Here is an 18,249-nt window from a genome sequence, read left to right on the forward strand (position 1 = left end):
ACGAGAGGACGGATCATGCCTGAGCGACGGGTCACCGTGGCGAGCAAGGTCGGACTGCACGCCCGACCCGCCGCGCTGCTGGCGAAGGCCGCCGCGGCGCAACCGGTCAAGGTCACCATCCGCAAGGACGGCGGCGAGCCGGTGGAAGCGGGCAGCGTGCTGGGGCTGATGACGCTCGGCGCGATGCACGGGGACGAGGTGGTGCTGACCGCCGACGGCGACGGCGCGGACGACGCGCTGGAGGCCATCGCGGCGCTCATCGCCAGCGACCTCGACGAGGGCTGATCCCGCGCGTGGAAGGACCCCCTGCGGCGCAGGGGGTCCTTCCACGTGTCAGAGGGGCAGCGGCAGCGCGTCGCCCGTCGCGGCACGCAACGCGGCACGCATCTCCGCCCGCGGCGCGGGCTGCCCGGTGAACTGCTCGGACTGCCCGAACGCCTGGTGCAGCAGCATGTCCAGCCCGGTCGCGAGGGAACGGCCCCGGTCGGCGACCGCACGCGCGAGCGGCGTCGGCCACGGGTGGTAGACGACGTCGAGCACGCACGGCGACTCCGCCAGCGCCACCGCCACCGGCTCCGTCGCGGTCGGCGGCACCGTGCTCACCAGCACGTCCGCGCCCGCCGCCAACGCGGCGAAATCCGCGTCGTCCCACGTGACCACCGACAGCGCCACGCCGACGCGTTCCGCGCACGCCCGCGCCTCGACGGCCCGCGCGGGTGAGCGCACCACCAGCGACACGTCCGCGACACCCACCGACGCCAACGCCACCAACGCCGCCGTGGCCGTGCCACCCGCGCCCAGCAGCACGGCGCGCTCACCGGCCGTGAAACCGCAGGCGGCACGCAACGCGCCCAGCACGCCGTCCACGTCGGTGCAGTCGGCACGCCACCCGGACGTGGTGGGCACGAGCGTGTTCGCCGCTCCGACCGCCGTCGCACGCGCTGTCGCCGAGGACGCGACCGCGAGCGCCGCGCGCTTGCCCGGCATGGTGACCGACAACCCGGCCCACGACTCGTCCAGGCCGCGCACCAGCGGCGCGACACCGTCCTCCGCGCACTCCACGCGGGTGTAGGTCCAGTCGGTCAGGCCGAGGGCCTGGAACGCCGCGTTGTGCAGCACGGGCGACAGGGAGTGGGCCACCGGCGAGCCGATGACCGCCGCTTGCCTCGCCACGGTCAGAAGACACCCTCTTCACGTGCCTTGTCGACGAGGCGGTTGTGCTCGTCCAGGTTCTCCGAGAAGCAGGACGTGCCGTCCTTCTGGCACTTCACGAAGTACAGCCACGGACCCGGCTCGGGGTTGATGGCCGCCGCGATGGCCTTCTGGCCCGGCGAGCCGATCGGCGTCGGCGGCAGGCCCGACACCTTGTACGTGTTGTACGGGCCGGAGTTGGCGCGGTCGTCGTCGCTGGTGGTGATCAGCGGCCGGTCCAGCTTGTAGTTCACGGTCGAGTCGAACTGGAGGATCTGGTTGATCGAGAGGCGCTTGTAGATGACCCGGGAGACCTTCCCGAAGTCCTTCTCCAGGCCCTCCTTCTCGATCAGCGACGCGATCACCAGCACCTCGTACGGCCGGAAGCCGGTGCTCTTGGTGCCCGCCGGGATGCCGTAGCCCTGGAGGCGCGCGGTGGACGTCTCGATGACGCTCTTGAGCAGCTCGGGCGCCGACGCGCCGGGCTTCAGGTGGTAGAGGCCGTGCGTGATCAGGCCCTCCAGCCGGTTCTCCTTCGGCGCCCTGGTGAAGTCCGCCAGCGCCCAGTCCGGGATGCCCAGCGCCGCGGCGTCGGCGTTGTCCGCCGCGTCCCGCAGCTCCTGCACCGACACGCACTTCTTCACGCCGTCCAGCTCCGCGCACGACGCCTCGGAGAGCATGGACAGGATGCCCTTGGTGACCTTGCCGTCCGGTCCGGTGATGTCGTGCAGGACGTTGCCGCCCTTGACCTCCAGCGGCACGACCTTCGCCTTGGGGTCGATCATCCGCTCGACCGCGGCCCTGCCCGACATCCGGGTCTTCATCAGGTAGAAGCCGGGCTGGATGGCGGTGACCCGCGCGTCCTCCTTGCCCGCCTCGGTGAACGCGCGCTGGCTCGCCACGACGCCCTGCTCCCGGAGCGTGCCCGCGATGGTGGCGACCAGGTCGCCGTCCTTGACCTCGACCACGACGTCGGTCTCACCCGCGCCGTCGAAGTCGTCGTACGACCCGATGCCGCTGAGCACGCGGTAGCCGTAGTAGGCGCCCGCGCCACCGCCCGCGAGGACGAGGGCGACCACGACCCACAGGATCGTCCGCTTCCGCCTGCGCTTGGCACGACGCGCCGCCGACGCGGCGGCCTTGCTGCCGCCGCGCCGGCGTTCGTCCTGCTGAACGTCCGGTTCGCTGAACAACCCGAGGTCGTCGCTCACGTGCGGTCCTTCGCTCAGGGGGCCTGCTCCTCGTCGGCGGAGCGGGCCACGTTTCGTGCCCGTGCGTCCAGCCAGGACTGGAGGATCTCCACGGCGGCGGCCTGGTCCACGACGGCCCGCTGCTTCTTGCCGCGCACCCCGCGCTCGGCCAGCACGCGACCGGCCGTGACCGTGGTCAGCCGCTCGTCGTGCAGCCGCACCGGCACCGGAGCGACCCGCTCGGCCAACGCCGCAGCGTACGCCGAGGCCGCCTCGGCCGCCGGCCCGTGTCGCCCGGCCAGGGTACGTGGCAGACCCACCACGACCTCGACCACGTCGTGCTCGACGACGAGCCCGGCGAGGTCCGCGAGGTCGCGAGCGGTCCTCTCGTCCCGGGCCAGGGTAACCAGCGGGGTCGCCAGGAACGCCCCGGGGTCGCTCAGCGCGACCCCGACCCGCACCGACCCGACGTCGACGCCCAGCCGCCGACCGCGGCCGGGATCGTCGACGCCGGGGCGGTCACCGCTGCTCAAGAGCGCGGTCCACCTCGGCGCGCAGGGCCGCGATGGCCGCCGGCACGCCCGCCGGGTCGGTGCCGCCGCCCTGGGCCAGGTCCGGCTTGCCGCCGCCCCGACCGCCGACGGCGGGGGCGAACGCGGGCACCAGCTTGCCCGCGGCGAGGCCCAGCGAGCGGGCGGCGGCCGTGGTGGCCACCACGAAGCTCACCTTGTCGCCGTCCGGCGCGAACAGGCCGACCACGCCGGGCCGGTCACCCAGCCGGTTGCGGACCTCGCCGGCCAGCGTCCGCACGTCGCCCGCGGCGGTGCCGGCGGGCAGCTCCACGGCGACCAGCGACACGCCGCGCACGTCGAGCGCCTGCTCGGCCAGCGAGCCCGCGCCGGACAGGAGCTGCGCGGCACGCACCTTCTCCAGCTCCTTCTCCGCCACGCGCAGCCGCTCGACCAGGGCCTCCACCCGCGAGGGCACCTCGGCGTCGGGCACCTTCAGCAACGCGGCCACGTTCTGCACCAGGGCCCGCTCCCGGGCCAGGTACTTGAACGCGTCGATGCCGACGTACGCCTCCAGGCGGCGCACGCCCGAGCCGACCGACGACTCGCCGATGACGGTGATCGGGCCGATCTGCGACGAGTGCTCCACGTGCGTGCCACCGCACAGCTCACGCGACCACGGGCCGCCGATCTCGACCACGCGCACCGTGTCGTCGTACGTCTCGCCGAACAGGGCGACCGCGCCCATCTCCTGCGCGCCCGGCATGTCGGTGTAGACGACGCGGACCGGCAGGTCGCGACGCACGGCGAGGTTCGAGACCTCCTCGATCTCGCTGCGCGTGGCGTCCGAGAGGCCACCCGTCCAGGCGAAGTCCAGCCGCAGGTAGCCCGGCTTGTTGTAGGAACCGCTCTGGAGCGCGGACGGGCCGAGCACCTGACGCAGGGCGGCGTGCACGACGTGCGTGCCGGAGTGGCCCTGACGTGCGCCGATCCGCCACTCGGGGTCCACGCGGGCCTCCACCCGCTCGCCCTCGGCGATCTCGCCGGACCGCACCCGCACCTGGTGCACCCACAGCTTGCGGGCCACCTTCTGGACGTCCACGACCTCCAGCTCGGCGTTGGCCGACACGATCGTGCCCGCGTCGCTCTCCTGGCCGCCGGACTCGGCGTACAGCGGCGTGCGGTCCAGCACGACCTCGACCACGTCGCCCTCGCGGGCGGCGCGCACCCGCTTGCCGCCGCTGAGGAGGCCGCGCACCACCGCCTCGGAGGCCAGCTCCTGGTAGCCGGTGAACTCGGTCGCGCCCAGCTCCAGCAGCTCGCGGTACGCGGTCTGGTCGCCGTGGCCGGTCTTCTTGCCGGCGGCGTCGGCCTTGGCGCGGGCCCGCTGCTCGGCCATCAGCTCGCGGAACCCGTTCTCGTCCACGGTCATGCCCGCCTCGGCGGCCATCTCCAGGGTGAGGTCGATCGGGAAGCCGTACGTGTCGTGGAGCTGGAACGCCTTGGCGCCGGGCAGCGTGGCGCGGCCCTCGGCCTTCACCTCGCCCGCGGCGGCGGCGAAGATGCGCTCACCGGACTCCAGCGTCCGCAGGAACGCGTCCTCCTCGGCCTTGAGCACCTGCTCGATCCGGGCGAAACCGCTGACCAGCTCGGGGTAGGTGGGTCCCATGGCGTCGCGGACCAGCTTCGCGAACTCCACCAGCACCGGCTGGGTGACACCGAGCAGCCGGGCCGACCGGATGATCCGGCGCAGCAGGCGGCGCAGCACGTAGCCGCGGGCCTCGTTGCCGGGCGTCACGCCGTCGCCGACGATCAGCACGCCGCTGCGGGCGTGGTCGGCGATGACCCGGAACCGGACGTCGTCCACCGGGTCGGCGCCGTACTTCCGACCGGACAGCTCCTCGGCCTTGGCGATCACCGGGCGCACCAGGTCGGTCTCGTAGACGTTGTCCACGCCCTGGAGCAGCAACGCGACCCGCTCCACGCCCATGCCGGTGTCGATGTTCTTCTTCGGCAGCGAGCCGATCGGCGCGTGGCCGAGCTTGGGGCTCAGCTCACCGCGCTCGTCCTGCATGAAGACCAGGTTCCAGATCTCCAGGTACCGGTTCTCGTCCGCGACCGGGCCGCCGTCCACGCCGTACTCGGGACCGCGGTCGTAGTAGATCTCCGAGCAGGGGCCGCCGGGACCGGGCACGCCCATGTCCCAGTAGTTGTCCTTGCCGTCCCGGCGCTGGATGCGCTCGTCGGGCAGGCCGGCGACCTTCTTCCACAGCTCGATGGCCTCGTCGTCGTCCAGGTAGACGGTGACCCAGATGCGCTCCGGGTCGAAGCCGAAACCGCCGTCGTCCTGGGACTTGGTGATCAGCTCCCAGGCCAGCCGGATGGCGTCTTCCTTGAAGTAGTCGCCGAACGAGAAGTTGCCCGCCATCTGGAAGAACGTGTTGTGGCGGGTGGTCTTGCCGACCTCGTCGATGTCGGGGGTGCGCACGCACTTCTGGACGCTGGTGGCACGCGCGAAGGGCGGCGGGGCCTCGCCCAGGAAGTAGGGCTTGAACGGCACCATGCCGGCGTTGACGAACAACAGGTTCGGGTCGTCCAGGATGAGCGAGGCGCTCGGCACGTAGGTGTGGCCGGCGTTCTCGAAGTGCGCGCGGAAGCGCTTGATGATCTCGTGGGTCTGCACGGGCTCGTTCCTCGGATGAGATGTGGTCAGGGCGCGGCCAGGCGGACGACCTTCAGCGCCGGTCGTCCGCCCCGCGCGCTCGCCGACCCGGCGCGTAGCCCGTCCGGCGCTCCACGGTGTCCTGCAACTCGTGCTCGCGCTCGGTCATCCCCGCGCGGACCTCCGCGCCGAACGCGCCGATCGCGCCGGCCAGCTCGCGCAGGCCCTCGCCGACGTTCGCGCCGATGCCCGCCGGGGTGGCGGCGTGCGCGGCCTGCCCGGCCTTGCGGGCGGCGAACACGCCGGCCGCGAGGCCGACGCCGAACCAGAACAGCCGCCTCATCGCCGACCTCGCCGGGAGTGCTTCTTCGGCTGCTGCGCGGCCTTGCGGCGGGCGCGGACGGCCTTGCTCACGCCGTAGGACAACGCCGCGGCCTTGACCAGCGGGCCGCCCAGCGTGGCGGTGAACAGGGAGGTCAGCGCGGAGACGTTGCCGGTGACGGCACGGGCGTTCGCGGTGATCCCGTCCACCCGCTCCAACTGGGTGTTCACGTGGGTGATGGTGGTGTTGGCCCCGGAGAACAGCGGGTCGCTGTTCTGGTGCGCCTTGCGGATGGCGATGGTGGCCTCGTCCAGCGTGCGGCCCAGCTTGATCAGCGGGATGGCCAGCAGGATCACCAGCAGCACGAACGCGCCGGCAGCGACCAGCGCGGCGATCTGCCCTGGCGACACGGATCCTCCTGAGAAGCTTGCTGGGTGCGTTGGGCGACCAAGGTTACCGCGCGTCGCCCGAATGACCTCTAGTGGATATCCGTCGTGTCCGCCGGCCGGGTCCGACGGTTTGTGAGAACTACTCGGATGACCGATGACCTGGGCACTTTCGCTGCCGTAGCGTGACCTTCCGCTGTTGTACCCCATCAAGGAGGAAACGGCATGGCACAGCAGAACGACACCACGCCCGAAGCGCCGGCCAGCGGCCTGCTGCTGAGCGCGGAGCCGCTCACCGGCGCCGTGGACCGGGGCAAGGCCAACGGGGCGGTCGCCGACAACGACGGCAACGACTGAGTGACCGGACCGTCGCTGGCTGACCTCGTCGCACCGGTCGGGGTCAGCCAGTTCTTCGACGCGGTGCAGGGCCGCGCGCACCGGCGGTTCCCCGGCCGGGCGGGCCGGTTCGCCGACCTGCTGCCGTGGTCCGAGGTCAACCGGGTGCTGCGGGAGCACCGGTTGGAGTTCCCCCGGCTGCGGCTCGCCCGAGGCGGCGCGGTGGTGCCCGCGCACGAGTATTCGGAACTGGTGGAGACCCGGCGGACGGGCCTGGTGCCCCGGCTGTTGCCCGCCGCGCTGGCGGAGCACATGCGGGGCGGCGCGACCCTGGTGCTGGACTCGGTGCACGAGCTGTCCGGCCCGGTGGGCGAGCTGGCCGTGGCGCTGGAGCACGAGCTGCGCGAGCGGGTGCAGGTCAACCTGTACGCGGGGTGGGGCACCACGCACGGCTTCGACGTGCACTGGGACGACCACGACGCGATCATCGTGCAGGTGTCCGGCCGGAAGCGGTGGCGGGTGCACGGCGTGACCAGGCCCGCGCCGCTGCGGCGGGACGTGGCGCTGCCGGAGCGGCCGGCCGCCGAGCCGCTGGACGACTTCGTGCTGGAGGACGGCGACGTCCTGTACGTGCCGCGCGGGCACTGGCACGACGTGTCCGCGATGGGCGTCGAGTCGCTGCACCTGACCATCGGGTTCAACCGGGCGACCGGCGTGGACCTGGTGGCGTGGCTCGCCGACCGGCTGCGGGCCGAGGAGGTGTTCCGCGCCGACCTGCCGCGGTTCGCCGAGCCCGGGGAGCGGCGGCGGCACGCGGCCGTGCTGCGCGAGCGCGTGGTGGCGGCGCTGGACGACGACGTGGTGGACCGGTTCCTGGCGGACCGCGACGCGCAGGCGCCGGCGTTGGCGCAGGTCGGCCTGCCGTGGACGGCGACCGCGGACCTGCTGCCCGCGGGCGACGAGGCCCTGGTGCGGCTGCTGACGCCTCGCGCGGTGCTCGCGGACGAGGGCGGCGCGGTGGTGTTGTCGGCGGCGGGCAGGCGGTTGGTGTTCGCGGCGGCGGCGCGGCCGGTGCTGGTGGCGTTGCTGGGCAGCGTGCCGCTCCCGGTGAAGGCGCTGGTGGAGGCGGGCGCGCCGGTTCTCGACCGGGCGACGGTGCGAGCGTTGCTCGGTGAATTGGTCACACAGGGTCTGCTGGCGCCCGTGTGATTGGGTAAGATTAGGTATGCCTAACGTAAGTTCGGGTGGGCTTCCGGGGTGCGCGGTGCTGACGCGCCGGCTCGGCGGCAACCCGGCCGGCACCGCGGCGCGGATGACGTCCTGGCTGCTCGTCGAGCAGCCGGGCCCGTGGCCGGCGGACGCGTTGGAGCAGACCCTGGCGTCGGTGTTCGAACCGGGGCGGCTGGATGCGGCCCGGGCCGCCGGTCTCCGCCCGCTGCTGATCCGCCGGCCCGGCAAGCACCGCCGCGACCCCGCCGCGCCCCGCGTGGTGTACGTGGCCAGCGGCGTGCCCGGCAACCGCTGGCTGGAGCGGCTGGAGGTCGCCGACCTCGCCGAGCTGGCGACGCTGGACCTGGCGGCCGTCGCGGCGGGCATCCCCGGTCACGGCGAGCGCGTCGACGGTCCTCTGTTCCTGGTGTGCACCCACGGCACGAAGGACATGTGCTGCGCGGTGCTCGGCCGGCCGCTGGCCGGTGTGCTCGGCGAGAACCACCCGGGCCGGGCGTGGGAGGTCAGCCACGTCGGTGGCGACCGGTGGGCGGGCAACCTGCTCGTGGTGCCGGACGGTTTCCTGCACGGCCAGCTCGACCCGGGCGAGGCGGCGCTGGTCGCCAAGGCCGCGCTCGTCGGGCAGGTGCAGCCGGAGCAGTTGCGCGGCCGGACGTCCGCGCCCAGTCCGTGGGCCCAGTACGCGGAGATCGCCGTGCGCCGCCACCTCGGGTTGCGGGGCCTGGACGCGGCGCTGGCCGTGGCCGAGCGGCCCGCGCCGAGCGGTGACAAAGAAGAGCGGGTGGTGACCGTGCAGGGGTTGGACCACCTGTACGAGGTCACCGTGCACCGCAACCCGCCGATCCAGTCCGGTGAGAGCCGTTGCTCCGGCGTGATCGCGCCACCCGCTTACGTCACGCGCACCATCAAGACGCCGGTCACGGCCTGAGGCGGGTGTCGCCCCGCCCGGTATCCCCGGCCGGACGGGACGACAGGTCCCTACCGGCGGACGAGGGTCAGGTAGGCGAAGCCCAGGCTGTCCCGGTACCCCTTGAGCCAGCCGTCGCGGTGCTCGTCCACGACCGCCCGCACCCGCTCCGCGTCCGGGTGGTCGGGGTTGGCGAGCAGCCAGTGCTCCCGGGCCGCGCACCACCGGGACTCGAACGAGTCCCACTCGTCCCGCCCCGCCGCCGCCAGGCCGAGCAGGCGGTAGCCCCCGGCCAGCGCCGAGTCCACCAGTTCCGACATCGTGCCCAGCTCGCCGGGCGCGAAGACCTCCGCCGCCCGCGCGTTCGGCTCGCGCTCCCAGAAGCCGTCGCCGAGCAGCAGCCGGCCGCCGGGCTTGAGCCGCGCGCGCATCGCCGCCAGCGTCGCGGCCGTGCCGCCCCACGCGTGCGACGCGCCGATCGACACGGCCACGTCGGCGGGCTCCGCCTCCCACGTGGTCACGTCGGCCACCGACAGCTCGACCCGGTTCCGGAGGCCGCGTGCGGCGACGTTGGCGTTGCCCCGCGCGATGGCCGCCGCGTCCGAGTCGACGCCCAGGCCCCGGGCTCCCGGCACGTGGCCGACCGCCCGCAGCAGCAGCTCCGCCCAGCCGCAGCCGTAGTCGACGACCGTCGCGCCCGTCACCACGCCGAGACCCCCGATCAGCTCGTACGACCGCGCGTCCGACAGCGGCGCGTTGAAGTCGAGCAGGGAGTAGCCGTCGAGCGGAGAATCACCCACGGCGCACACCGTGGCAGAAAATGGGGCCGAACGGCACCGTATTTTCCTACTCCTCGCCGCGCACCACACGGCGCAACCGGGGCAGCCGCTCGGCGATGTAGCGCTCCGCGCCACGACCCGTGGGCTCGTAGTAGTCGCGGCCGACGAGGTCGTCCGGCGGGTACTGCTGGGTGAGCACGCCTTCCGGCACGTTGTGCGGGTAGCGGTAGCCACGGGCGTTGCCGAGCTTCTCCGCGCCGGCGTAGTGCCCGTCGCGCAGGTGTGCGGGGACCGTGCCGATGGCGCCCTTGCGCACGTCCGACATGGCCGCGCCGATCGCCGTGGTGACCGCGTTGGACTTGGGCGCGGTCGCCAGGTGCACGGTGGCGTGGGCGAGGTTCAACGCGCACTCGGGCAGGCCGATCAACTGCACGGCCTGCGCGGCGGCCACGGCGGTCTGGAGAGCGGACGGGTCGGCCATGCCCACGTCCTCGCTGGCGTGGATCACCAGCCGCCGCGCGATGAACCGCGGATCCTCCCCCGCTTCGATCATGCGGGCCAGGTAGTGCAACGCGGCGTCCACGTCCGAGCCGCGGATGGATTTGATGAACGCGCTGGTGACGTCGTAGTGCTGGTCGCCCTGGCGGTCGTAGCGGACGGCGGCCTTGTCGACCGTGGCCTCAAGCGTGGCGAGGTCCAGGGTGTTCTTGTCACCCACCGCGTCGGCGGCGGCTTCGAGTGCCGTGAGCGCACGTCGGGCGTCCCCACCCGCAAGGCGCACCAGGTGGTCCTCGGCGTCCGTGTCGATGGTGATGGCACCGTTCAGCCCTCGTTCGTCGGTGACCGCGCGTCGGACCAGCGTTCGCACGTCGTCGTCACCGAGGGGCCGTAGCTGCAACACGAGCGAACGGGACAGGAGGGGCGACACGACGGAGAAGAACGGGTTTTCGGTCGTCGCGGCGACCAACAGCACGATCCGGTCCTCCACCGCGCCGAGCAGCGCGTCCTGCTGGGTCTTGGAGAACCGGTGCACCTCGTCGATGAAGAGGACCGTCGACTCGCCGTTGCGGACCAGCCGGCGGCGGGCCTCGTCGATGACCGCGCGGACTTCCTTCACACCTGCGCTGAGCGCGCTGAGCGCGGCGAACCGGCGGCCGGTGGCCTGCGACACCAGGGTGGCGAGCGTGGTCTTACCGGTGCCGGGCGGGCCGTAGAGCATGACCGACGCGGGCGAGGAGCCCTCCACCAGCCGGCGGAGCGGAGCCCCCGGCCCGAGCAGGTGCCCCTGGCCGACCACCTCGTCCAACGTCCGCGGCCGCATCCGAACGGCCAACGGAGCATTCGCCGCGATCCGCTGCGCCCGCTCCTCCGGATCCACGCCGAACAAACCGTCGTCGAACAGCCCTTCGTTCACCTGTTCGACTCTAGCTCCCCCACCGCACCCCGCAGCCCCACCGCCACCCGGCCCCCACTCCCCGGCTCCCACTCCTCGGCTCAGCCCCGCAGCCCCACCGCCACCCGGCCCCCACTCCCCGGCTCCCACTCCTCGGCTCAGCCCCGCAGCCCCACCGCCACCCGGCCCCCACTGGCTCCGCCACCGACCCCCGGCACATATCTTTCAGGTAACCTCCCTGAAAGTTTCGGGGCTCTCCCCCACGAAGCGTTTCTTTCAGGCAGGCTCCCTGAAAGTTTCGGCCGCTAAGCATGAACGGTGTCTTTCAGGCTGCGGGCGGCCCACTGTCCGTGGCGCGTACCGTGCGCATCTTGCCGAACCGTGGCGTATTAGCCGCGGCGTGGTGCTGCTCCGACTCACGTCATTCCGCTTTGGACGGCGCGGGGCCGCCAATATGGACACGACGTGCATACGGCGTAGGCGCGAAGCTTCTCGGGTTCCGGGTGCCGGGTGCCGGGTGCCGGCGGTCCGCGTCCCCACAACACAGTCGCACCAGTTCCGAGCGTCCGGAGTGGCCTGATCGGCACCGCTCGCGGGAGCCCGCCGGTCCCGCTCCGCCGGCCGGCACGGCCGGGCAAAGACGAGGTCGCGTCAGGTATGCGGGACGTGCGAGAATCGTCCCCCGTGCCGTCACCCGCCGTTCACGCACGCGTCGTGCTGCTCGCCGGACCCTCCGGTTCCGGCAAGTCCACCCTCGCCGCCCACCTCGGGCTGCCGGTGCTGACCCTGGACGACTTCTACCGCGAGGGCGACGACCCCCTGCTACCACGCGACGCCCTGGGACGCCCCGACTGGGACGCCGAGGACTCGTGGCACACCGACGACGCCCTGCGAGCCGTGGTGGAACTCGCCACCACGGGCAAGGTCGAGGCCCCGGTGTACGCGCTCGGCGAAGACCGGCGAGTCGGCTGCCACGCGGTGACGGCGGACGGCCCGTTCATCGCCGAGGGCCTGTTCGCCGACCGGCTGGTCGCCGGGTGCCGGGAGGCAGGCGTGCTGCTGGACGCCGTCGTGCTCGCCCCCGGCGCGGCGGTCACGTTCGCACGACGCTTCGCCCGGGACGTCGCCGAAGCCCGCAAACCTGTGCCCCTGCTACTCCGCCGCGGTTTGCGGCTGATGCGCGAGCACGCGGCGCTGGTCCGGCGGTGCGGGACAGCCGGGATGCGCGCGCTCACCCCCGCACAAGCCCGCACCGAACTGGCAGCCCTCGTCGGAACGCCGGCGACGCCGAGCCGGACCTGACTCAGTCCAGGCGGAACCCGAACGGCAGCTCCAGCCGGTGCCGGGCGAGCAACGCGGTGTCGGCGAGGATTTCCCGCGTCGGACCGTCCGCCACCACCACACCACCGTCGATGAGGACGCTGCGCGGGCACAGCTGCCACGCGTAGGGCAGGTCGTGGGTGACCATCAGCATGGTGCGGTCCAGGCTGAGCAGCACCTCGGCCAACTCGCGGCGGGCCACCGGTTCCAGGTTCGCCGACGGCTCGTCCAGCACCAGGACCTCCGGGTCGCACGCCAGCACCGTCGCGAGCGCCACCCGTCGCCGCTGACCGCCGGACAGGTGCAGCGGCGACCGGTCCGCGACGTCCGCCATGCCGACGGCGGCCAGCGCACGGGCCACCCGATCGTCCAGTTCCGCGCCGCGCACGCCGAAGTTCGCCGGGCCGAACGCCACGTCCTGACGCGCCGTCGGCAGGAACAACTGGTCGTCCGGGTCCTGGAAGACGACGCCGACCCGCCGCCGGATCTCCTTGAGGTTCCCGGCGGTGACCGGCAGCCCCGCGACCTCGATCCGCCCGCTGCCACCGCCGAGCACCCCGTTGAGGTGCAGGGCGAGCGTCGTCTTGCCCGCGCCGTTCGGACCGAGCAACGCCACCCGCTCCCCCGGCTCCACCCGCAGGTCCACGCCGAACAACGCCTGGTGCCCGTCCGGGTACGCGAAAGCGAGCCGTTCCACCAGCAGCGCGGGCGCGGTCCGGTGCACGGGCGCGGTGGTCGCGGACGGACCGTCACGCTCGTCGGGCATCCGACCCGACCAGCCGCGCGACACCATCGCCAGGTGAACGCGCTCGCCGCGTTCGTAGGACCGGATGAACAGGCTGCCGACGCCACGCGCCGTCGCGCCCAGCTGCCACAGGAAACGCGGGTCGTCGCCGCGGGAGATGCGTGCCACCCGCATCCGCTTCGCTTCTGCCACAACGACTTCCGCGTAACGCAGCATCAACGTCGCGATGGTGACCAGGACACCCGGCAGCCGCAGGCGTTGCAGGCCGAGCAGCAGGTCCTGCGGTGCGGTGGTGGCGGCGAGGGTGAGCGAGACCAGGACGCCGAGGGTGCCCTTGGCGAGGATGTTCCAGCCGGCGAGCGCGCCGTCCATCGAGACCGTGAGACCGAGGAATTCCGTCGTGCGGCCGTGCCCGGTGAACGGCAACGCGAGCGCCAGCACCACGAACGGCAGTTCGATCAGCGCGCGGGACGCGAACCACGTCGGCGGGATGCGTGCCGCGAACCACACGGCGGTGATCGCCGACAGGTACGCGCCGAACGCCCAGAACGCCTCGCGCGGCGTCGCCACCACGCACAGCACCGCCACCACCGCGACGACGATCTTGACGTGCGGCGGCAGGCGGTGCACCGGCGAGTCGCCCGGCCGGTGCACGGCTCACGCCTTCTTCCGCAGCAACCAGAACAGGCCGCCCGCGACGACCAGCGTGACCACCACGCCCACGACGCCCGCGAGGCCGGTGAAGCTGTCGTCGCCGTCCAACGCGTAGTCCGCGAACGGGCCGCCGGACAACGGGTGCTCCTCGGCGTGCTCGGCGATACCGTGCCGCTCGGTGACGTAGTCCAGGCCGTCCGGGTTGGCGTTCGCGAGGTACGACACCGCGCCCGCGAGGACCAGGCTGACCAAGCCGAACCAGACGAAGAAGCGCTTCACGGCCTCAGCTCCAACTTCTGCGGCACGCCGCGGAGCAGGTGGACGAGATCCGGCCGCGCCGCCGCCACCGCCGTCACCGTGGCGGCCGTGATCAGCCCTTCACCGATCCCGATCAGCACGTGCACACCCAGGACGGCCGCGGCGACCGTGCCCAGCCCCACCCCGCCCGCGCCGCCGATCGCGTACTCGATGACGAAGCCGAAGGAGGCGAGCACCGTGTTCACCAGGGCGGACAGGAACGCGACCAACGCCAGGCTGCCTTTATTGCGCTTGGCCAGCGGTCGCAGCGCGACGGCGACCAGGTAGCCGACCGCGGTGCCGATGAGGGCCATGTTGGTGATGTTCGCGCCAAGCGCCGTGATCCCGCCGTCGGCGAAGAACAGCGACTGCACCACCAGGACGATGGTGACGCAGAGGGCGCCCACCCACGGCCCGACCAGGATCGCGGCCAGCGCCCCGCCGAGCAGGTGCCCGCTGACACCAGGCAGGACCGGGAAGTTGAGCATCTGGGTGGCGAACACGAACGCCGCCACCAGCCCCGCCATCGGGGCCGTTCGGTCGTCGAGGTCGCGGCGAGCCTTGACCAGCGCAACCCCGACACCGACCACCGCCACGGCGGCGAACGCCACCGAGGTCGGTGCGTTCAGCAGACCGTCGCTCATGTGCATAGCTACCGGCTCGGACACGACGGACAAGCTAATCGCCATCACCCTGTTGTGGCCAGCACGGTGCAACAACGATTGGGATAGAATGTTGTTGAGTGTTTTGCGCCGAGTTTCGTACCAGGTTCACCGGAAGTGGTGAAGTCGGGGATGGTCGGGCACTTTTCGGCCGGTTCGGCCGTTGCCGGATAAAAACAAGGCCCGGCGTCCGGCGCGTTCCGGTGCGTGCGGCACGGGCGCAGATGCGCGAGCGCGCCTCGGGATAAGGATGGACGCCCGGAGGAAGCGCGCCCCGCCGCACCTCCCCGACCACCCCGCCGCCGGACTTCGGGATGCCGGACAGCCTCACGGCCGGCCCGCCCGTGAGGCCGGCTCGGGCGTCCGCGGTGCTCGCGAGTGTCGGGCGCTCGGGCCAGGGTTGGCTGGGAGCTTCGGCGCTGTGGCAGGCGGAGTGTGGAGGGGCAGGCGGAGTGCGGAGGTGGGTACGGCGGCGGGGTTCTCACCGCTCCGCCACCCGCTGGTCGCCCCGCCACCCGCGTTGGTCGACTGAGCGGGCAGCCCTGGGCGTAAGCGGGGCAGCCCACTGCGCACCCGTGGCACCCCGGCCGAATCCGCGTCCCGCGCGACCCCTCGCCTCTCCGTCCGCCACTCCCGGTCCGCGCACTCCCGCACCCGCCCGTCCGGTCCGCACACTCCCTCGCCTGGGCCCGCTCGCCCGCGTGACGTGCCCTCACCACGCCAGCGACACAGCCCCGTTCCGCCCCGCCGGTGCCCCCAGCCCGGTGTGGTGTGGAGCGGCTGGGGGTGCGGGAGTGGCGGGTTTGGCTGGGTGAAGCGGTGGCGTGTGCGGGGGTGCGGCCCTGTCGGGTGCCTTGGCCTGGCCGGGGCTTGCTTCGGGCTGACCAGGGCCAGGCTGGCTACGAGCAGGCTGGGGCCGGGCCGGATGGGGGCCGAGCCGGCTAGGACGGCGGGGGCGAGGCCGGCCAGAGCGGCGGGAGCGGCGGGAGCGAGAGGCGGCGGGAGCGAGAGGCGGCGGGGCGAGCGGAGAAGGGTGGTGGGGGCGCCAGGGGTGAGGGGCGGTAGGGGCTGGGGGCGGGAGCTGGAGGGAAGGCGGGGAGGGGTGGAGAGCTTGAGGGTTGGTTACGGGTGGCGACCCCTTATGATTCGGTTGCGATGACACTTACCGACCTGCTGCCACCAGAAGCCGACCCCGATGTCCTCTACGAGACCTTCGCCGAGTGGGCGCAGGGGCGGGGGTTGGAGCTTTATCCCGCGCAGCAGGAGGCGTTGATCGAGATCGTCTCCGGCTCGAACGTCATCCTCAGCACGCCCACCGGCTCGGGCAAGAGCCTGGTCGCCATCGGCGCCCACTTCGCCGCCCTCGCCGAAGGGAAGCGGACGTACTACACGGCGCCCATCAAAGCGCTCGTCTCCGAGAAGTTCTTCGCCCTGGTCGACACGTTCGGCGCGGAGAACGTCGGGATGATGACCGGGGACGCCAGCGTCAACGAGGGCGCGCCCATCATCTGCTGCACGGCCGAGATCCTGGCGAACATCGCGCTCCGGGACGGCGCCGCGGCGGACGTCGGGCAGGTCGTCATGGACGAGTTCCACTTCTACTCCGAGCCCGACCGGGGCTGGGCGTGGCAGGTGCCGCTGATCGAGCTGCCGAACGCGCAGTTCCTGCTGATGTCCGCGACCCTGGGCGACGTCGCCTTCTTCGAGAAGGACCTGACCCGCCGCACGGGCCGGCCGACCACCTCGGTGCGCTCCGCCGAACGCCCGGTGCCGCTGAACTTCCAGTACGTCCTCACGCCCCTGCACGAAACCATCGAAGAACTCCTGCACGGCCGGGAAGCGCCGATCTACGTCGTCCACTTCACGCAGGCGTCGGCGCTGGAACGGGCGCAGTCGTTGATGAGCGTCAACGTCGCCACGCGCGCCGAGAAGGACGCCATCGCGTCCACGATCGGCCGGTTCCGCTTCACCTCCGGCTTCGGGAAAACGCTTTCCCGCCTCGTCCGCCACGGCATCGGCGTGCACCACGCGGGCATGCTGCCGAAGTACCGCCGCCTGGTGGAGCAGCTCGCCCAGGCGGGCCTGCTGAAGGTCATCTGCGGCACGGACACGCTGGGCGTCGGCATCAACGTCCCGATCCGCACGGTCGTCTTCACGGCCCTCGCCAAGTACGACGGCACGCGCACCCGCCACCTGAAGGCACGCGAGTTCCACCAGATCGCGGGCCGCGCGGGCCGGGCGGGCTACGACACGGTGGGCACCGTGGTGGTCCAGGCCCCGGATCACGTGGTGGAGAACGAGAAGGCCCTCGCCAAGGCGGGCGACGACCCGAAGAAGCGCCGGAAGGTGGTGCGCAAGAAGGCGCCGGACGGGTTCGTGTCGTGGAGCGAGCAGACGTTCGAGCGCCTGAAGAACGCGGAACCCGAACCGCTCACGTCGAGCTTCGCGGTGAGCCACGCGATGCTGTTGAACGTGATCGGCCGGCCGGGCGACACGTTCGCCGCGATGCGGCACCTCCTGGAGGACAACCACGAGGACCGGCCCGCGCAGCGCAAGCACGTCCTGCGCGCCATCTCGATGTACCGGGCGCTGCTGGCGGCGGGCGTGGTGGAGCGGGACGGGCCCGACATCCGGCTGACCGTGGACCTCCAGGTGAACTTCGCCCTCAACCAGCCGCTGTCGCCGTTCGCGCTGGCCGCGATCGAGCTGCTGGACCGCGACTCACCCGGCTACGCGCTGGACGTGCTCTCCATCATCGAGTCCACTTTGGACGACCCGCGCCAGGTGCTGTCGGCGCAGGAGCACAAGGCGCGCGGCGAGGCGATCGGCGCGATGAAGGCCGACGGCATCGAGTACGACCAGCGGATGGAGCTGCTGGAGGAGGTCACGCACCCGAAGCCGCTGGCGGAGCTGCTGGAGGCCGCGTTCACCACGTACCGGCGCGGCCACCCGTGGGTCGCCGACCACCACCTGTCGCCGAAGTCGGTGGTGCGGGACATGTTCGAGCGGGCGATGACGTTCGCCGAGTACGTCTCGCACTACCAGCTCGCGCGGTCCGAGGGCCTGGTGCTGCGCTACCTCGCCGACGCGTACAAGGCGTTGCGCCAAACCGTGCCCGAGGACGCGAAGACCGAGGACCTGAACGACCTGGTGGAGTGGCTGGGCGAACTGGTGCGCCAGGTCGACTCCAGCCTGCTGGACGAGTGGGAGAAGCTGCGCAACCCGGGCGCGGAGGCCGTGGTCGAGGAGGCGCCGCCCGCGGTGACGCGCAACGCGCGGGCGTTCCGGGTGCTGGTGCGCAACGCGTTGTTCCGCCGGGTGGAGCTGGCGGCACGCCGCGACTACTGGCAGCTGGGGCAGCTCGACGGCGAGGCCGGCTGGTCGGCGGAGGCGTGGCAGGAAGCGCTCGACCCGTACTTCGAGCTGCACGACGGGATCAACACGGGCCCGGACGCACGCGGCCCGGCGTTGCTGTCCATCACCGAGGAACCGGACCGCTGGCTGGTGCGGCAGGCGTTCGACGACCCGGCGAAGGACCGCGACTGGGGTTTCACGGCCGAGGTGGACCTGGCGGCGTCGGACGAGACGGGAACGGCGGTGCTGCGGGTCACCGAAGTCGGCGAGCTGTAGTTCTCGGGCCATCCGGTGGTACTCCCCCGGCGGGCC

At 72.4% G+C, this 18,249-nt stretch carries 17 protein-coding genes and 1 pseudogene; 6 read left to right on the plus strand and 12 right to left on the minus strand.

The annotated features are described in order from the left end of the window. Window positions 1–15 precede the first annotated feature (15 nt). The gene (locus KZQ38_RS27780) at window positions 16–285 is read left to right on the plus strand and encodes an HPr family phosphocarrier protein (RefSeq protein WP_219445960.1); all 270 of its coding nucleotides are present in this window, start codon (window positions 16–18) and stop codon (window positions 283–285) included. A 48-nt stretch (window positions 286–333) separates the two neighbouring features. On the opposite strand, the gene KZQ38_RS27785 is transcribed toward KZQ38_RS27780, so the two are convergent. Genes KZQ38_RS27785 through KZQ38_RS27810 form a run of 6 tightly spaced genes read right to left on the minus strand, consistent with a single transcriptional unit; the run spans window position 334 to window position 6,284 of the window. Next, window positions 334–1,173, minus strand: coding sequence for a shikimate dehydrogenase (locus tag KZQ38_RS27785; RefSeq protein ID WP_308258624.1), 840 nt, complete (start codon window positions 1,171–1,173; stop codon window positions 334–336). Between the two features lie 2 nt (window positions 1,174–1,175). Continuing rightward, window positions 1,176–2,402 carry an endolytic transglycosylase MltG gene (gene mltG / locus KZQ38_RS27790; protein ID WP_219445961.1) on the minus strand — a complete coding sequence of 409 codons (1,227 nt, stop codon included), beginning with the start codon at window positions 2,400–2,402 and terminating at the stop codon, window positions 1,176–1,178. Between the two features lie 14 nt (window positions 2,403–2,416). Next, window positions 2,417–2,914 (minus strand): Holliday junction resolvase RuvX, encoded by a 498-nt coding sequence (ruvX, locus tag KZQ38_RS27795; protein ID WP_219445963.1) that lies wholly within the window; start codon window positions 2,912–2,914, stop codon window positions 2,417–2,419. After that, entirely contained in the window at window positions 2,901–5,573 is a 2,673-nt protein-coding gene (gene alaS, locus KZQ38_RS27800; protein ID WP_219445964.1) for an alanine--tRNA ligase, read from the minus strand. The genes ruvX and alaS overlap by 14 nt, the downstream gene beginning before the upstream one ends. Window positions 5,574–5,625: 52 nt before the next feature. Further along, a complete protein-coding gene (locus KZQ38_RS27805; protein WP_219445965.1) occupies window positions 5,626–5,895 on the minus strand; it encodes a hypothetical protein in 270 nt (89 codons plus the stop codon). Next, complete coding sequence (locus tag KZQ38_RS27810) at window positions 5,892–6,284, minus strand: DUF948 domain-containing protein (RefSeq protein ID WP_219445966.1); 393 nt, start codon at window positions 6,282–6,284, stop codon at window positions 5,892–5,894. The genes KZQ38_RS27805 and KZQ38_RS27810 overlap by 4 nt, the downstream gene beginning before the upstream one ends. A 201-nt stretch (window positions 6,285–6,485) precedes the next feature. Between KZQ38_RS27810 and KZQ38_RS36545 the strand changes: the two genes are divergently transcribed. Genes KZQ38_RS36545 through KZQ38_RS27820 form a run of 3 tightly spaced genes read left to right on the plus strand, consistent with a single transcriptional unit; the run spans window position 6,486 to window position 8,754 of the window. Continuing rightward, a complete protein-coding gene (locus KZQ38_RS36545) occupies window positions 6,486–6,617 on the plus strand; it encodes a hypothetical protein (protein WP_257902389.1) in 132 nt (43 codons plus the stop codon). Further along, the gene (locus tag KZQ38_RS27815) at window positions 6,618–7,805 is read left to right on the plus strand and encodes a cupin domain-containing protein (protein ID WP_219445967.1); all 1,188 of its coding nucleotides are present in this window, start codon (window positions 6,618–6,620) and stop codon (window positions 7,803–7,805) included. A 55-nt stretch (window positions 7,806–7,860) separates the two neighbouring features. Continuing rightward, entirely contained in the window at window positions 7,861–8,754 is an 894-nt protein-coding gene (locus KZQ38_RS27820; protein ID WP_308258625.1) for a ferredoxin family protein, read from the plus strand. Between the two features lie 50 nt (window positions 8,755–8,804). On the opposite strand, the gene KZQ38_RS27825 is transcribed toward KZQ38_RS27820, so the two are convergent. Further along, window positions 8,805–9,533 (minus strand): SAM-dependent methyltransferase, encoded by a 729-nt coding sequence (locus KZQ38_RS27825; RefSeq protein WP_308258626.1) that lies wholly within the window; start codon window positions 9,531–9,533, stop codon window positions 8,805–8,807. A gap of 46 nt (window positions 9,534–9,579) precedes the next feature. Continuing rightward, complete coding sequence (locus KZQ38_RS27830; protein WP_219445974.1) at window positions 9,580–10,926, minus strand: replication-associated recombination protein A; 1,347 nt, start codon at window positions 10,924–10,926, stop codon at window positions 9,580–9,582. A 663-nt stretch (window positions 10,927–11,589) separates the two neighbouring features. Between KZQ38_RS27830 and KZQ38_RS27835 the strand changes: the two genes are divergently transcribed. After that, entirely contained in the window at window positions 11,590–12,207 is a 618-nt protein-coding gene (locus tag KZQ38_RS27835; RefSeq protein ID WP_308258627.1) for a uridine kinase family protein, read from the plus strand. 1 nt (window position 12,208) lies between these two features. On the opposite strand, the gene KZQ38_RS27840 is transcribed toward KZQ38_RS27835, so the two are convergent. From KZQ38_RS27840 to KZQ38_RS27855, 4 genes and pseudogenes are all read right to left on the minus strand, one after another. Next, window positions 12,209–12,991, minus strand: coding sequence for an energy-coupling factor ABC transporter ATP-binding protein (locus KZQ38_RS27840; protein ID WP_219446251.1), 783 nt, complete (start codon window positions 12,989–12,991; stop codon window positions 12,209–12,211). Window positions 12,992–13,003: 12 nt separating this feature from the next. After that, window positions 13,004–13,624 (minus strand): annotated as a pseudogene (gene cbiQ / locus KZQ38_RS27845) (cobalt ECF transporter T component CbiQ); the annotation flags it as partial. A 3-nt stretch (window positions 13,625–13,627) separates the two neighbouring features. Continuing rightward, a complete protein-coding gene (locus tag KZQ38_RS27850; protein WP_219445978.1) occupies window positions 13,628–13,903 on the minus strand; it encodes a PDGLE domain-containing protein in 276 nt (91 codons plus the stop codon). Continuing rightward, window positions 13,900–14,565 (minus strand): energy-coupling factor ABC transporter permease, encoded by a 666-nt coding sequence (locus KZQ38_RS27855; protein ID WP_257902390.1) that lies wholly within the window; start codon window positions 14,563–14,565, stop codon window positions 13,900–13,902. Before KZQ38_RS27855 ends, KZQ38_RS27850 begins: the two co-directional genes overlap by 4 nt. Window positions 14,566–15,738: 1,173 nt before the next feature. Between KZQ38_RS27855 and KZQ38_RS27860 the strand changes: the two genes are divergently transcribed. After that, window positions 15,739–18,213 (plus strand): DEAD/DEAH box helicase, encoded by a 2,475-nt coding sequence (locus KZQ38_RS27860; protein WP_219445983.1) that lies wholly within the window; start codon window positions 15,739–15,741, stop codon window positions 18,211–18,213. Window positions 18,214–18,249 lie beyond the last annotated feature (36 nt).

The sequence above is a fragment of the Saccharothrix obliqua genome (assembly GCF_019375475.1).
Classification (GTDB): Bacteria; Actinomycetota; Actinomycetes; order Mycobacteriales; family Pseudonocardiaceae; genus Actinosynnema; species Actinosynnema obliqua.